The following is a 14,599-nucleotide window of genomic DNA, read 5'->3' as shown; positions in this document are numbered from 1 at the left end:
AGCCCATGAATCAAGCACAAAATTCTGCGTTGACCGTTTTCAAACAATGAGCAAAATAAGCGACTTTTTCGGGGACGTATTCTATCACGCATTATTGTTCGGGGCTAACTTGAGATAGTCATCATTGAGCACTTCCAGCGGATAGTGAATTTTATTCAGGAAATCATCTATGCAAGAGAGCACTAGCGGGCTTCTCAAACGGCTTCCCAGTGCCGAAATTTCAGCATAGGTCAACCAATGTGTGTCCTGAATTATCGGATCTTGTGGTTGAGTCTGGGCACAGTCTTCGAGTGTCACATGAAAGGTGAATCGTAAGAAGGTGAGGGATTCATTGGCAGAAAACTGATAAATGCCCGTTAGGCCTTGGGGGATTATTTCGAGCCCAGTCTCTTCCCGAACCTCTCTCTGGCAGGCCTGAAGCAAACTTTCTCCTAGCTCCAGGTGACCTGCAGGTTGGTTATACCGTCGTTGACCTTGGATAAGCTCTTCGACAATCAGATATTTACCCTGGGACTCTATGATGCAGGCAACAGTTACATTGGGTCTATATCTAGGTGTCATTTCAATGCCCTCAAGGGAGTGATTGTAAACTTGTCTGTGTTAGCCTTTGGCTTTCATATCCAGGATCCGGTATTGGCCGATATCGATATCGTCCAGACTCCATTGATCTATTTTATAACGGATCAGTCTGAGGGTGGGAAAACCAATATGGGCGGTCATGCGTCTCACCTGTCGGTTGCGGCCTTCACAGATCTGTATCTCAAGCCAGGTGGTCGGAATATTTTTACGTTCACGGATAGGGGGCTCTCGGTCCCATACTCTGGGTTCTGAGATGATGGATATCTTAGCGGGTAGCGTGATGCCATCTTTCAGTTCTACACCGTCACGCAATGCCTGTAGCGCTGCTTCATCCGGTGCGCCCTCCACTTGAACCCAATAGGTTTTGAAGGTTTTTTTCTTCGGCTCAGTGATTTTTGACTGCAGTTTTCCGTCATTGGTCAGTAGCAGTAGGCCTTCACTGTCTCTGTCTAGACGACCGGCGGCATAGACATCTTTCACGGGAATGAAATCCTTGAGGGTCTTTCGGCCTTGTTCATCGGTAAATTGACAGAGTACATCGAAAGGCTTGTTGAACAGAAGGATCACTGGATCTTTAGCTGCGGGCTTGCTTCTGGTGGGTTTTCCAGCTTTCGCCCCCAGGGTACTGTGCTTCTTATGAGTGCTGACTTTCTTCTTATCACCCCAAGTAGAGATTTTATCTGCTGAGGACTTAGCACGGGTTTTTTTTAACTGTTGTTGATGAGGAATAGTATGACTCACTCTGGCTATCTTCTGGCATAGTATGGCTTGATGCGAACATTGTACTTGGCATTCGCCATTAGTGGAATTTGAAAATTGTCAGGAATGTTTTATGATGTTGGCCATTAAAATATGATCTATCTCAAAACGTCATGTTGTTTTGAGAAGTTCAACGCAGGTATTTACGCGTTAATATAGGCGTTAAAGTCTTATTACTGCAAGGGAGTACCTAATTTTGAGTCATAGGGTTTACTCTCTATCTAGCTTGCACAAATTCAGTTGCCCACCCTGAGGTGGGAGACTCAATGATGTATTTATAAAAAACTGTATTTAAATAAAAAGCAGTATAAAAAATAATCAAAAGTATCTTAAATTCTTATTATTAATATAATGTAGGACGGAAAATGACCGATAACTCATCAACCATTATTTATACTGAAACAGACGAAGCCCCCGCGTTAGCGACCCTGTCTCTGTTACCTATTATTAAGACGTTTACACAAGCGGCTGGTATCAATGTTGAAACCCGTGACATCTCATTATCGGGTCGAATCATTTCACTCTTTCCTGAGAAATTGACTGAGTCGCAAAAAATTGCGGATGCACTGGCTGAGCTGGGTGAGCTTGCGGGTAAACCCGAAGCCAACATCATCAAACTTCCCAATATCAGCGCGTCAATTCCTCAACTGAAAGCCTGTATTCTTGAGCTACAACAGAAAGGTTATGATATTCCTTCATATCCCGATGAGCCGACTAATGCTGCAGAGAAAGATGTTCAAGCCCGTTACGACAAAATTAAAGGCAGCGCCGTAAACCCGGTGTTACGCGAAGGCAACTCAGATCGTCGTGCGCCAGGTTCTGTTAAAAAATATGCTCAGAAGCATCCGCACTCTATGGGAGCTTGGTCTAAAGACTCTAAGACTCACGTTGCACATATGAATGAGGGTGACTTTTACGGCAGTGAAAAATCTGTCACTCTGACTGAGGCAACTCAAGTCAGTATCGTCCTTAAAACGAAAGAGGGCGGTGAGCAGGTATTAAAATCTGCACTTCCTTTGAAAGCGGGCGAAGTGATCGATGCTTCAGTGATGAGTAAGCAGGCGTTACTCGCGTTTTTCGAGCGTGAAACTCAAGATGCTAAAGCGCAAGGCGTGCTGCTTTCTTTGCATTTGAAAGCCACCATGATGAAAGTATCGGATCCTATCCTTTTCGGTCATGCGGTTAAGGTCTACTACAAGGACTTGTTTGCTAAGCATGCAAGCCTGTTTGAAGAGCTGGGTGTCGATGTGAACAATGGTCTGGGTGATATCTACGCTAAGATAAGCACATTACCAGCTGAGAAAAAAGCCGCGATAGAAGCCGACATCGCGGCTATCTATCAGACGCGCCCTGAACTGGCTATGGTCGATTCAGATAAGGGCATTACTAACTTGCACGTGCCTAGTGATGTGATCATAGATGCGTCTATGCCTGCCGCCATTCGCACCTCAGGTATGATGTGGGGACCGGATGGTCAGCCTCAAGACACTAAGGCCATGATCCCGGATCGTTGTTATGCCGGTGTATATCAGGAAACTATCCAATTCTGTAAAGAAAACGGTGCCTTCGATCCAACCACTATGGGCAGTGTGCCTAATGTAGGCTTGATGGCTCAGAAAGCCGAAGAGTATGGTAGCCACGATAAAACATTCGAAATATCTGCCCCTGGCAGTGTGAATGTTATCGATGCTAATGGAAACACGCTTTTATCCCACGATGTTGAAGCGGGTGATATCTGGAGAATGTGCCAGGTTAAAGACGCGCCTATTCAGGATTGGGTTAAGCTTGCAGTCAAGCGTTCACGCCTATCGAATACACCTGCGGTATTCTGGTTAGATGAGAAACGCGCACATGACGCTCAAATCATTAAGAAAGTGAATCAGTACCTTGGCGATCATGACACGGATGGCCTGGATATTCGTATCTTGTCACCCATAGAGGCTACTCGTTTCACCCTGCAGCGCACTAAAGATGGCTTAAATACTATCTCTGTGACGGGTAATGTTCTGCGTGATTACCTAACGGATCTGTTCCCCATTCTTGAGCTGGGTACCAGTGCTAAGATGCTTTCTATCGTTCCCTTGATGAATGGTGGCGGTCTGTTTGAGACTGGTGCGGGCGGAAGTGCACCTAAGCATGTACAACAGGTCGAGAAGGAAGGGCACCTGCGTTGGGATTCATTAGGTGAATTCCTGGCCTTAGCCGCATCGTTAGAGCATCTGAGTCAGACGACTAACAATGCTAAGGCGCAAGTACTGGCTGATACACTCGATGTGGCTATCGGACAGTTTCTCGATCAGAACAAGTCACCTTCTCGTCGAGTGGGGCAGCTGGATAACCGTGGCAGTCATTTCTATCTTGCCATGTACTGGGCTCAGGCTGTCGTTAGCCAGTCACAAGATGCTGAGCTTAAGGCGCAGTTTGCTGAACTCGCAGAAGCTTTGGCTAGCAATGAAGACAAGATTGTTGATGAGTTAAATTCGGCGCAAGGCAGCCCTGCAGATCTGGGCGGATATTATCGTTTAGATCCTGTAAAGGCTGCTGCCGAGATGCGTCCGAGTGCGACACTTAACGCTTTGTTTGTTTCTTAAAGTAGAAATCTAAGCTGAGGTCGATTTACCGTTTCGGCTTAGTTTTAGCCTGTCATGGCTCGAAAGCGTCAATAGGTTTTGGGTGTGAAAATCAGGCAATAAAAAAGGCAGGGAGCTCCCTGCCTTTTTTTGATCTTGGCCACTAAATTAATTAATTGTTGATATTACTGACGCGTGCATACCTTTTGGACCCGCTTCTACTTCAAATTGAACTGGTTGGCCTGCTTTTAGAGTTCGATAGCCTTCCATTTCAATGGTAGAATAGTGTGCAAAAACATCTTCACCGCCAGCATCAGGGCAAATAAACCCGAATCCTTTGGCGTTGTTGAACCATTTAACAGTTCCGTTTGCCATACTTCCACTTCCTTCTGTTGTTTACTTACCAGTAAGATAGTAAAACTAAATGAGCGGGCTGATCCACCGCTTGTTGAACAGAATGAAAGCAGTTCGTATGTAAGTCAAGCGCATTTTAACAAAGAATCAACATTTAAGTTGAAAATTTGTATCAATTAGTGTGTGAGATATGAGATGTTGAGTAAAAGGTTCAAAATTTTTATATCGATTGGTACAAGCCATGACAAGAGGCTAATATTGAAACATGGGTAAAGTAGGAAATATTGAACACGTAGAAGAGCGTGTTGAATCGGAGTTGATGCCACCTTCGATGTATAAGGTAGTGTTAAACAATGATGATTATACTCCGATGGATTTTGTGATTGAAATATTACAACTTTTCTTCAAGAAAAATGAACAGGAAGCCACAGATATCATGTTGGCTATCCATCATCAGGGCAAGGGAATTTGCGGCGTTTTTTCATTTGGAATTGCAGAAACTAAGGTTGCTCAGGTAAATCAATTTGCAAGACAAAACGAACATCCGTTACTGTGTTCTTTAGAGAAAGCCTAAATTTAGGTTTGTTACGTTGTATATTTAGGGGGTGCTTATGCTAAACAAAGATCTCGAAGTCACCTTAAACCTGGCGTTCCAGCAAGCCAGAGATGCGCGTCATGAGTACATGACGGTAGAACATTTATTGCTGGCCTTGATTGACAATCCGGCTGCTCAAGAGGCATTAGTCGCTTGTGGTTCGAATTTGGACAAGTTGAGGGAGGAGGTATCCAGCTTCATTCAACAAACCACGCCCATCATTGCTGATCCTGAGGATGATAGAGAGACTCAGCCTACACTAGGCTTCCAGAGAGTGCTTCAGCGGGCGGTGTTTCATGTACAGTCTTCGGGCCGCAATGAAGTCACGGGTGCCAATGTGCTGGTTGCTATTTTTAGTGAGCAGGAATCACAAGCGGTTTACTTATTACGAAATGCCGAAGTCACTCGACTCGATGTAGTCAATTTCATCTCTCATGGAGTGTCTAAGAACGAAGGCGACTCGGCAGCGAATCAAGAGCGAATTGAAGATCATAGCGAGTCAGAAGAGGAAAAGAGCAAGCTTTCTCAGTTTGCCGACAATCTCAATGAGCGCGTAGAACAAGGGCATATCGATCCCCTTATCGGACGCAGTGAAGAGATTGAACGTGCGATTCAGATCCTTTGTCGCCGCAGAAAAAACAATCCGCTGCTGGTGGGGGAAGCGGGGGTGGGTAAGACGGCAATTGCCGAGGGACTTGCCTATCGTATCGTTAAGAATGAAGTGCCGGAAGTGATGAGTGGTGTCACAGTCTATTCCTTGGATCTCGGGGCTCTGTTAGCCGGAACTAAGTACCGCGGCGACTTTGAGAAGCGCTTCAAGAGTCTGCTTAAAGAGCTTGAGAGCGATGAGAAGGCGATCCTGTTTATCGATGAAATCCATACCATCATAGGTGCCGGCGCAGCGTCGGGTGGGGTGATGGATGCGTCTAACTTGCTAAAGCCTTTGCTGTCTAGCGGTCGGTTAAGATGTATGGGCTCGACCACGTTCCAGGAATATCAGAGTATTTTCGAGAAAGATCGTGCCTTGGCCCGACGTTTCCAAAAAATTGATGTTAATGAACCTTCCGTGGCTGAGACGACCAAAATATTGCGTGGACTAAAGTCTAAATATGAAGAGCATCATGGGGTGAGGTACACCATGGCGGCTTTGAGTGTTGCGGCTAAATTGTCTGATAAACACATTAACGATCGTCATCTGCCCGATAAAGCCATCGATGTTATCGATGAAGCTGGTGCCCGAATGGCGATGCAACCCGCGAGCAAGAGAAAGAAGACTATCGGTCAGGGTGAGATTGAATCAATTATTGCTAAGATTGCCAGAATACCTGAGAAGTCCGTATCAGCCACTGACAAAGATATGCTGAAGAACCTAGACCGTAACCTTAAGATGGTGGTGTTTGGCCAAGATAATGCGATTGAAAGCCTTAGCGCTGCGATTAGATTGTCTCGTAGTGGGTTGAGCGGCGAAGAGACACCCGTTGGTAGTTTCTTGTTCGCAGGTCCTACCGGTGTTGGTAAGACCGAGGTGACCAGTCAATTGGCTAAATGTCTCGGGCTCAACCTGGTCAGGTTCGATATGTCCGAGTATATGGAGAGTCATACTGTGTCTCGGTTGATCGGCGCTCCTCCTGGTTATGTTGGCTATGATCAGGGAGGATTACTTACCGATGCGGTGATTAAAAATCCGCATTGTGTGGTGTTACTCGATGAGATTGAGAAGGCGCATCCGGATGTTTATAACTTGCTGTTGCAGGTGATGGACCATGGCACCCTGACGGACAACAATGGCAGGAAAGCGGATTTCAGGCATGTCACCCTAGTGATGACCACCAATGCGGGTGTGCAGGAGACTGTACGCAACTCCATTGGCTTTAAGCAGCAAGATCATAGCTTAGATGCATTATCTGAGATCAATAAGATTTTCTCTCCGGAATTCAGAAACAGGCTAGATGAGATTATCTGGTTTAATCATTTGGATATGACTGTCATCGCTAAAGTTGTTGATAAGTTCTTAGTGGAGTTGCAGGCTCAACTCGATGATAAAGCCGTGACTCTGCATGTCAGTGACGAAGCGAGAACCTTATTGGCTGAGAAGGGCTACGATAAGTCTATGGGAGCTAGGCCTATGGCAAGGGTAGTTACTGAGCTTATTAAGCGACCGCTGGCGGATCAGATATTGTTTGGTGATCTGGAGAAAGGAGGCGAGGCACATGTCGATGTCGTCAAGAAGGAAATTGTGATCACGACCGACAGAGTGGAAAAGGTGCTGAACTAGTCGGATAAAAAAAGAGTAAAAAAAAGGCTGCAATTGCAGCCTTTTTTAATACGATAAACTAAAAAAACCGGTCTGGCCGATTTTAAAAATTTTGTGATAGCTAACTTAGCGTGAACGGAAGACGATGCGACCTTTGCTCAAATCGTAAGGGGTCAGCTGAACTGTCACTTTATCACCCGTTAAGATACGGATGTAGTTTTTACGCATTTTGCCTGAGATGTGTGCAGTCACAACGTGACCGTTCTCTAGCTCTACACGAAACATTGTGTTCGGCAAGGTTTCAAGGATCGTGCCTTGCATCTCAATGTTGTCTTCTTTCGCCATTAATCAGTTATCCTGTTAGCCTTCAAATGTTAAAAACGGGCGTATCATGCCGCAATTTCGCCTTGCTGTAAAGAGCAGGTTAACTTATCGGTGTTAAATAGCGCGCTCCTTGGCCGCACATACTCAAAAACCAATAAATTATTTCTCATCAGGTGTTTGCAGCCAGCCCGAGCTGGTTAATATTTGATAGGGGGTATAGTCTCTTTTATAGTTCATCTTTCTCGATTCATCAATTTGATAGCCTAGATAAACAAAATCTTTTTTCATCAATTTAGCCAGACGACATTGGAGCAGAATGAGCAAAGATCCTAAAGAGCGCTTGTGTTCCTCGGGAGCAAAAAAGCTATAGATTGCCGATAAACTGTTAGGCAGAATGTCGGTGACAGCCACCCCTACCAGTTTGTCTGCATTCCATAGTTCAATAAATACCGGGTCTAGCCAACCAGAGCCAATGAAATGTTGATATTGCTCTTTGGAAGCCGGGTACATGGGCCCATCACTGTGCCTTTGATTGATATAAGTTTCGTACAAAGTATAGTGATAGTCGGCTTGTTTGCCGATTATTTTCCACACCAGATCTCTGTTGTTTTTCAGGGTTCTTTTTTGTCGCCTCGAAGGTGTGAAACTCGCGCTGGGTATACGAATGGGCAGGCAAGCGTTGCAATGGGGGCATTGGGGTTTGTAAATGGTGCCGCCACTGCGTCTAAAGCCCAGTGACAATAACTGCTCGAACAAGTTTATGTCGATACTCTCTTCCTGAAGCATCAGGAGTTGCTCCATTTGAGTGTCTAGGTAACTACAGGGAAAGGTTTTAGTTATCCCTACTGAAACTTGTTGTGATTTAGAGCTCAATATAAACCTCGTTGGGTAACCAAGTGTTGACTGAGACATCACCATCACGGAAACGCTTGAGTAAATTGATAAAATCTTTTCTTTTTAATGCCGTAGCGCCTAGAGAGGCTAAGTGTGGGTTCATCACTTGGGCATCGATTAATTTGAAACCGTTTCTCAATAGATGCTGATGCAACATCAGCATGGCTGCTTTAGACGCATTGGTTTGGGTGTGGAACATAGATTCGCCACAAAAGACCTTTCCTATGACTACGCCATATAACCCCCCAATGAGGGCGCCATTATCCCAAACTTCTACTGAGTGGACCTGTCCTTGCTGGTGTAGTGCCAGGTAAGCTTGCTGGATTTCATTGGTGATCCAGGTGCCATCTTGTGCCACTCTTGGCTGAGCGCAGCCCTTTATGACCTCTTCGAAAGCATGGTTTATGCTATAGGTCCAAGTTTGTTTTTTTAAATATTTTATTAAACTTCGACTGACTTTCATGCTTCCCGGGACAAATACTGCCCTAGGATCCGGTGACCACCAAAGGATAGGGTCATCGAGATTAAACCAAGGAAAAATACCCTCATAATAAGCATGGAGTAATCGAGCTGGTTGCAGGTCCCCCCCTATGGCTAATAGCCCGTTAGGATCTGTCAGTGCCAGTTCAGGTTCTGGAAACTGTTCGAATTGATGATTTAAATAGGACAGTGAGTTCACAATTGAGTAAGATTATCTTTAGTAGACCTTATTATAATTTAGCGGAAAAATGACTATGTTGAAACCTAGTTTTAATCTATTACTCTCCTTAGTGGTGGCTTTGACGGTCACATTTTCACTGAATTCCGCGGCAGCCTATCAGAGAGATCAAGCCGTTCCCGTAGAGAAAGTCCTTTATGGTGACCTGGTATCGGTGAGAAATATCACCGAGAAACAACTCATAGAAGATCAAAATCAAGGATGGAAAACCTTCGGTGGAGCCTTGATTGGTGGCGTTATTGGTCATCAATTCGGCGGCGGTAGCGGGCAAGATGTCGCGACAGTTTTAGGCGCCTTGATAGGGGCTGGCGTGGGTCATAGATATGGCGATAACTCTTATTACCAAGAGCTGAAACTTGTTGAACTCATGATCAAGCAGGAGGATGGCCAGCAGGTGATGATTATACAAGATCTCGATTCAGGCATGATATTCAACGCTGGGGATGAAGTGAGGGTCGTGTATCTTCAAGGAAGCGTTAGGGTCGATATCGCCATGTGATTTACCCGTATAGCCATAAAAACAAAAAGGAGCCTCAGGCTCCTTTTTGTTTTTATGACTTCAGAATAAAGATTAGAAACCGCGAGGTAACTGACCTTTTCCTGCTAGTTTTTCACGCCATAGCTCTTTTGGCGTCTTACCGCCTTTTGAGCTTGAAGTGGTCACGGCTTCGGCTCTAGTCTTCTTAGTCGGCGTTGTTTTAGCTGCCGCCTTAGGTTTAGCCGTCTCTGCAGCTGGTTTAGCTTGGGTTTGAGTCACTTCAGCAGAAGCTTCACCGCCACTTAGCTCGGTTAGCATAGTGTCGAGATCGCTAAAGCGTAATGACTTACCGCCATCGATTTTGTACCAGCTTCCTTTTTGTTCAATCGTTACAGTCGAACCTTGCTTGGCAGCAAGAGCAGACTCTAATGCGCTGATAACCTCTTCTTTGGTCAGTTTTGACATAGTAATAACCTATTTATTTTTTAATGTTAACTTGAAGGTTTGGACTAATTTTATAGGCTAAACCAGTAAAATGTCCAATTTTCACTGAAAATCGCCCGTATTTGCTGGTTTTTACGGCTTATTGACAGGTAATTGATAATTAACTTGATTTTAAACCAGTTAATTAAAGGTTGTTAAAATGTCACTTGGCTATTTTTTGAAGTGTGAGCGGGTTAAATCTGTGCCGGGATTAGTACATGGGTTACACTTAAACTGTATTTTTATAAGGGCGGTTCAATGACACGTAACGAGTTAGCAGAATATCTTGCAGAGTTTTTACAAGTGGGTAAGTTTAAAGATTATGCGCCTAATGGTCTGCAAGTTGAGGGACGAGCAGAGATAAAAAAAATCGTTACTGGGGTCACCGCCTGCCAGGCGTTGATCGATAAAGCCATCGCTCTCGATGCCGATGCGCTGTTAGTACACCACGGATTCTTCTGGAAAGGGGAGAGAGAGGTGATAACAGGCATGAAACAGAGACGGATAAAAGCATTATTGACCCATGATATTAATCTTTTTGGTTACCATCTTCCCTTGGATGCGCACCCCATGCTGGGCAACAATGCCGAGTTAGGTCGAAAGCTAGATATTTCGGACGCTGAGCCAGTTGAAGGAATTGCTCAAGGATTAATTTGGCAAGGACGTCTCGATACGCCTGTCTCTGCTGGGGTTTTTGCTAAATCTATCAGTGAGATACTTAATAGAGAGGCTCTGCATATTGGCGATCCAGCTGCTGAAATACAGAGTATTGCCTGGTGTACCGGCGGGGCTCAGGATTATATCGATGATGCGGCGAGCTTAGGCGTCGATGCATTTATCAGTGGTGAAGTGTCGGAGCGTACCTTTCACAGCGCTCTTGAGTTGGGGATACACTACTTTGCGGCGGGTCATCATGCGACAGAAAGGTATGGTATTCAGGCCCTTGGTGAGCACCTTGCGCGTGAGTTTGATATCGAACATGAGTATGTCGACATCGACAATCCTGTTTAGGTTTAGGCCTACTGGCTTAAGATTGATCCATCTTGGACTCAATAAACTAAGCAGTCGCAGACAGACCGCTTAGTTTATGATGAGTACTAATCGGTGTGAATACTTGTTTTTTTCTGCATGGCGATTTGAGCTTGTTGCCGAATGACGCTGTGCCAAAAACTTGCGCCTAATTTAGCTATCACTCTTGATTCACCATTGAGTAACATGGCCATGCCGACTTTTAACCGAGGAGAATAGGCGACTTCGGCGACATAACCTGCAACCCAACCTGCATGATATATTAATTTTTCCCCTTCAAAATCATACACACGCCATCCTTTGCCGTAATGAGCATCATTCAGATAAGCTTTCCATTCCCGGCGACGCAACTCTTTACTCGTTCGCACTCCCGGGGTTTGAATATCCGCCAATAAACTTGGGGATAACACATCTGGATTATTTCCCAGGTTAGCCATTAACCATTTAGAGAGATCGGTAATACTGGCATTAACCCCAGCGGCAGGCTCGACTTGATAGTAGTTAGGTTTTACCTTGACCTTTTTAAAACCCGAACGTGTCTTGATATGCGGACTGGCTCTATTATCTGTTGCCATAAAGCTCTCCATGCCTATTGATGCGGTATCCATATGTAGGGGCTCAAAGATACGCTTCTCCACCAAACTAGCGTAGCTGTCGCCAGTTTGTTGTTCGATCACAGGTTGGATGAAAGAAAATGCGATATTTTGGTAGCTATAACACGTACCCGGTGAACACATAGGGGTTAATTTTTTGAACTTAGGAATGATCTTCTCAAGTTTACCGTTGGCATTGAGAATATTGTCATAACTGTTTGGCATCAGGCCTGTGCTTTGTCCTATGAGGTGTCCAAGTTTAACTTGCTGACTCATTTGTGGATCGGCGAGGTGAAATTCGGGCATATACTTACGTAGTGGATCATCCCATTCAAATTTATTTTCATGAACCAGCATGCTTGCTAAGCTGCCCGCGAAGGTCTTTGATACCGAGGCGAGCCTGAAAACAGTGTCTGTGTTGATATTGAGACTAGCGCCTTTTTGGCGCTTGCCATAGGCGCTCATTTTTATAATTTTATTATTGTCGACAATAACGAAGGCGCCACCAGGTACCTTGTTTTTCTTCAATTGAGCATGAAATTGCGACTTAAAACTGTCACCGATAGCCTGATAGTCAGATTGGGCGAAACTTGTGGCAGAGAAGATTAAGCTGGCGAGGGGAAGAGTAAGTAAAAATAAAGACCAGTTGGACATGACGAAAAAATCCCAAAAATAAAATCTAAAGAAACAAAAGGCAAGATAATTGATCATGTTAGCAATAAATGAGGCCAACAAAAAACAGTCAATTGACAAAAATGGGTATTAATGAATCTTTTGTGTGAAAAATAAACGTTAAAGCGACAAGCAATAAACTGAAATCACAATTAATCTGAAAAACCTATTTTAGAGCGATTAGGTTATGGCAAAATAATGAGATGAGCTTGTAGCATTGTAGGTATGTGATTACTCTGGTTCATTCCTCAGATAATTAAGACATCGATATGAAGTTGGCATTGGTTAGTGATCCAAATACTGAAAATGGCCTTGCCGGAATAAAATATGTGTTGGATGCACAGGGTTCAAGCTCGAAACACATAGGCTATATCGCCTCACAGCCAGATCCTGCCAGAGATTACTACATACCTACTCAACACATGTACAGCAAGTTAGGTGATAGACTCGATTGTTATCTGGAACTGGAGTCAGGCTTCAATGAAGTTAGCTTGAAGCAGTTATTAGCGTGCGATGCGATTCACTTATCCGGAGGTGATACTTATCGTTTCCTCAAGTGGCTTAAATTTCGTGAGTTACTCCCCGTCCTTCATCAGTATGTGACTGATGGTGGCGCACTTATCGGTGTCAGTGCTGGGGCGATGATCATGACGCCCTCAATCGATACCGCGATTTTATGTGGCGATATCAACCACATGGGATCACAGGACCTGTCGGGCTTATCTCTGGTGCCATTTCATTTCGTACCCCATGTATTACTAGCTGAAAAAACATCGAATATGGCAAGGGAATTAGCCGCACTTTCTGCCGATTTATCACGAGTGTATTTTTGTGGTGATAATACCAGCCTGGTCATTATCGATGGAGATCTAGTTGAACTTGGTGAGCCATTCTCTTGGGTAATGAATTAGCTTATATCTAATCTATAATCTGTTTCTGAATCCTAAATTGAGCAGATATAAAAAAACCGCCAATAGGGCGGTTTCAGTGTGTAGCATATGTTAGCGGTTTAGCACTGCGTTAAACCGAACGAATCCCGCTTCTAGATCGGCGATCAAATCATCCGCATTTTCCAGACCTATGTGCAGTCGAATAAGAGGTTTACTGCTATCCCAGCTTGTGGCCGTTCTGATCTTGTCGATACCGAAGACGCCTAAGATCAGACTCTCGAACCCACCCCATGAGAAACCCATCTTGAAGTGATCCATGTTTTCCACCAAGGCGGTAACAGACTTAAGGTCGCCCTGTTTTAATACGAAAGAGAATAGGCCGTTGGAGCCACTGAAATCTCGTTTGAAAAACTCATGACCCGGACAAGTCTCAAATGCTGGGTGCCTTAAGTGATCCACTTCCGGGCGAGTCGCTAACCAGTTTGCCACTTTTAACGCGTTCTGTTCATGCTGTTGCATTCGCACGCCTAGGGTTCTCAGCCCCCTACTGGCGAGATAGACGTCATCGGGGGAGGTGCACTGTCCCATGAGATAGCTATTCTCTCTCAGTTGCTCCCAGTGCGTGTCGTTTGACGTCGCTGTGCCTAACATCACATCTGAGTGACCAACAATATATTTAGTGGCCGCTTGAATGGATATATCCACGCCCATCTCGAAAGGACGCGAATTTATCGGTGAGGCCCAGGTGTTATCCAGCATGACAATGAGGCCATGCTGATGTGCTATTGCGCTCAGGGTCGGGACATCCTGAATCTCCATGGTGACTGAGCCAGGTGACTCTAAGAACAAGACTTTGGTGTTCGGTCTGATAAGTTCTGCGATGCCTTCACCTATCATGGGATCATAATACGTGGTTTCTATGCCAAAACCTGCGAGCAGCTTGTTGCACAGATCTCGGGTTGGCTCATAGGCACTGTCGACCATCAACAGGTGATCGCCTGCTTTTAAAAATGATAATAGTGCACCGCTGATGGCCGCAGATCCAGATGGGTAGAGTGCAGTGCCGCTGCCACCCTCCAGTTCGGCGATAGCCGCCTGAAAAGCAAAGTGAGTGGGGCCACCACGTCTGCCATAAAACATTTCGCCGTTAGCGCGGTTCTTGGTGGCAAAACGCATCTCTTCCATAGTGTCAAAGATCATGGTCGATGCTCTAAATACAGGGGGATTGATCACACCCTTAGTCCATTTCTTGTCACGTCCAACGCTGATGATCTTGGTTTCTTTTTTCATAGGGCATACTTCCAGAAACGAGTAGGAGAAATAATGGGTTTTAGCCATCTTAACATCTAAATGGCTAAAGAGAAGAGTGAGTGCTGTTTGCTCTATCTCTGCTTTTTAAGATAGATA

At 44.9% G+C, this 14,599-nt stretch carries 15 protein-coding genes; 6 read left to right on the top strand and 9 right to left on the bottom strand.

The annotated features are described in order from the left end of the window. Positions 1 to 84: 84 nt before the first annotated feature. Together FS373_RS19950 and FS373_RS19945 are read right to left on the bottom strand one after the other, a co-directional pair. A complete protein-coding gene (locus FS373_RS19950; protein WP_144046201.1) occupies positions 85 to 561 on the bottom strand; it encodes an NUDIX hydrolase in 477 nt (158 codons plus the stop codon). A gap of 39 nt (positions 562 to 600) precedes the next feature. Next, positions 601 to 1,320, bottom strand: coding sequence for an rRNA large subunit pseudouridine synthase E (locus FS373_RS19945; RefSeq protein ID WP_322619537.1), 720 nt, complete (start codon positions 1,318 to 1,320; stop codon positions 601 to 603). A gap of 383 nt (positions 1,321 to 1,703) precedes the next feature. Here FS373_RS19945 and FS373_RS19940 point away from each other — a divergent pair, with 383 nt between their 5' ends. After that, positions 1,704 to 3,929, top strand: coding sequence for an NADP-dependent isocitrate dehydrogenase (locus tag FS373_RS19940; protein ID WP_144046203.1), 2,226 nt, complete (start codon positions 1,704 to 1,706; stop codon positions 3,927 to 3,929). Positions 3,930 to 4,076: 147 nt separating this feature from the next. On the opposite strand, the gene cspD is transcribed toward FS373_RS19940, so the two are convergent. Beyond that, positions 4,077 to 4,283, bottom strand: a complete 207-nt coding sequence (gene cspD, locus FS373_RS19935) for a cold shock domain-containing protein CspD (protein ID WP_005500728.1) — start codon at positions 4,281 to 4,283, stop codon at positions 4,077 to 4,079. Positions 4,284 to 4,527: 244 nt separating this feature from the next. On the opposite strand from cspD, the gene clpS reads away from it, so the two are divergent. Both clpS and clpA read left to right on the top strand, forming a co-directional pair. Continuing rightward, complete coding sequence (gene clpS / locus FS373_RS19930) at positions 4,528 to 4,836, top strand: ATP-dependent Clp protease adapter ClpS (RefSeq protein ID WP_144046204.1); 309 nt, start codon at positions 4,528 to 4,530, stop codon at positions 4,834 to 4,836. Positions 4,837 to 4,873: 37 nt separating this feature from the next. Continuing rightward, positions 4,874 to 7,132: an ATP-dependent Clp protease ATP-binding subunit ClpA gene (gene clpA, locus FS373_RS19925; protein ID WP_144046205.1), complete on the top strand. Its 2,259-nt coding sequence runs from the start codon at positions 4,874 to 4,876 to the stop codon at positions 7,130 to 7,132. Between the two features lie 105 nt (positions 7,133 to 7,237). On the opposite strand, the gene infA is transcribed toward clpA, so the two are convergent. The 3 genes from infA to aat all read right to left on the bottom strand — a co-directional run bounded on the left by infA (position 7,238) and on the right by aat (position 9,008). Continuing rightward, a complete protein-coding gene (gene infA, locus FS373_RS19920; protein WP_005500725.1) occupies positions 7,238 to 7,456 on the bottom strand; it encodes a translation initiation factor IF-1 in 219 nt (72 codons plus the stop codon). Positions 7,457 to 7,594: 138 nt separating this feature from the next. Further along, a complete protein-coding gene (locus FS373_RS19915) occupies positions 7,595 to 8,308 on the bottom strand; it encodes an arginyltransferase (RefSeq protein ID WP_144046206.1) in 714 nt (237 codons plus the stop codon). Further along, on the bottom strand, positions 8,298 to 9,008 hold the full coding sequence (gene aat, locus FS373_RS19910; RefSeq protein WP_322619536.1) for a leucyl/phenylalanyl-tRNA--protein transferase: 711 nt from the start codon (positions 9,006 to 9,008) through the stop codon (positions 8,298 to 8,300). The genes FS373_RS19915 and aat overlap by 11 nt, the downstream gene beginning before the upstream one ends. A gap of 55 nt (positions 9,009 to 9,063) precedes the next feature. Here aat and FS373_RS19905 point away from each other — a divergent pair, with 55 nt between their 5' ends. Further along, positions 9,064 to 9,546, top strand: a complete 483-nt coding sequence (locus FS373_RS19905) for a glycine zipper 2TM domain-containing protein (protein WP_152830416.1) — start codon at positions 9,064 to 9,066, stop codon at positions 9,544 to 9,546. 72 nt (positions 9,547 to 9,618) lie between these two features. Here FS373_RS19905 and FS373_RS19900 read toward each other — a convergent pair whose 3' ends face one another. Continuing rightward, positions 9,619 to 9,990 carry a hypothetical protein gene (locus tag FS373_RS19900; RefSeq protein ID WP_152830415.1) on the bottom strand — a complete coding sequence of 124 codons (372 nt, stop codon included), beginning with the start codon at positions 9,988 to 9,990 and terminating at the stop codon, positions 9,619 to 9,621. Positions 9,991 to 10,266: 276 nt separating this feature from the next. Here FS373_RS19900 and FS373_RS19895 point away from each other — a divergent pair, with 276 nt between their 5' ends. Further along, positions 10,267 to 11,019 carry a Nif3-like dinuclear metal center hexameric protein gene (locus FS373_RS19895; protein ID WP_144046209.1) on the top strand — a complete coding sequence of 251 codons (753 nt, stop codon included), beginning with the start codon at positions 10,267 to 10,269 and terminating at the stop codon, positions 11,017 to 11,019. Between the two features lie 86 nt (positions 11,020 to 11,105). Here FS373_RS19895 and FS373_RS19890 read toward each other — a convergent pair whose 3' ends face one another. Beyond that, complete coding sequence (locus FS373_RS19890; RefSeq protein ID WP_152830414.1) at positions 11,106 to 12,284, bottom strand: serine hydrolase domain-containing protein; 1,179 nt, start codon at positions 12,282 to 12,284, stop codon at positions 11,106 to 11,108. Between the two features lie 287 nt (positions 12,285 to 12,571). Here FS373_RS19890 and FS373_RS19885 point away from each other — a divergent pair, with 287 nt between their 5' ends. Next, complete coding sequence (locus FS373_RS19885; RefSeq protein ID WP_152830413.1) at positions 12,572 to 13,213, top strand: Type 1 glutamine amidotransferase-like domain-containing protein; 642 nt, start codon at positions 12,572 to 12,574, stop codon at positions 13,211 to 13,213. A gap of 90 nt (positions 13,214 to 13,303) precedes the next feature. On the opposite strand, the gene FS373_RS19880 is transcribed toward FS373_RS19885, so the two are convergent. Further along, entirely contained in the window at positions 13,304 to 14,482 is a 1,179-nt protein-coding gene (locus FS373_RS19880) for a cystathionine beta-lyase (RefSeq protein WP_144046212.1), read from the bottom strand. Between the last annotated feature and the right edge of the window lie 117 nt (positions 14,483 to 14,599).

It is taken from the genome of Shewanella sp. YLB-07 (genome assembly GCF_009377275.1).
Note: the sequence above shows the minus strand (reverse complement) of the source record. Positions and strands in the feature narration are given on the sequence as shown.

Bases quoted from the DNA above. Each gene is read 5' to 3' on its own strand.
- FS373_RS19940 (WP_144046203.1), top strand. From the start codon at position 1,704: ATGACCGATAACTCATCAACCATTATTTATACTGAAACAGACGAAGCC.
- clpS (WP_144046204.1), top strand. From the start codon at position 4,528: ATGGGTAAAGTAGGAAATATTGAACACGTAGAAGAGCGTGTTGAATCG.
- FS373_RS19890 (WP_152830414.1), bottom strand. From the start codon at position 12,284: ATGTCCAACTGGTCTTTATTTTTACTTACTCTTCCCCTCGCCAGCTTA.
- FS373_RS19900 (WP_152830415.1), bottom strand. From the start codon at position 9,990: ATGTCAAAACTGACCAAAGAAGAGGTTATCAGCGCATTAGAGTCTGCT.
- clpA (WP_144046205.1), top strand. From the start codon at position 4,874: ATGCTAAACAAAGATCTCGAAGTCACCTTAAACCTGGCGTTCCAGCAA.
- FS373_RS19895 (WP_144046209.1), top strand. From the start codon at position 10,267: ATGACACGTAACGAGTTAGCAGAATATCTTGCAGAGTTTTTACAAGTG.
- FS373_RS19880 (WP_144046212.1), bottom strand. From the start codon at position 14,482: ATGAAAAAAGAAACCAAGATCATCAGCGTTGGACGTGACAAGAAATGG.
- FS373_RS19950 (WP_144046201.1), bottom strand. From the start codon at position 561: ATGACACCTAGATATAGACCCAATGTAACTGTTGCCTGCATCATAGAG.
- cspD (WP_005500728.1), bottom strand. From the start codon at position 4,283: ATGGCAAACGGAACTGTTAAATGGTTCAACAACGCCAAAGGATTCGGG.
- FS373_RS19885 (WP_152830413.1), top strand. From the start codon at position 12,572: ATGAAGTTGGCATTGGTTAGTGATCCAAATACTGAAAATGGCCTTGCC.
- infA (WP_005500725.1), bottom strand. From the start codon at position 7,456: ATGGCGAAAGAAGACAACATTGAGATGCAAGGCACGATCCTTGAAACC.
- FS373_RS19905 (WP_152830416.1), top strand. From the start codon at position 9,064: ATGTTGAAACCTAGTTTTAATCTATTACTCTCCTTAGTGGTGGCTTTG.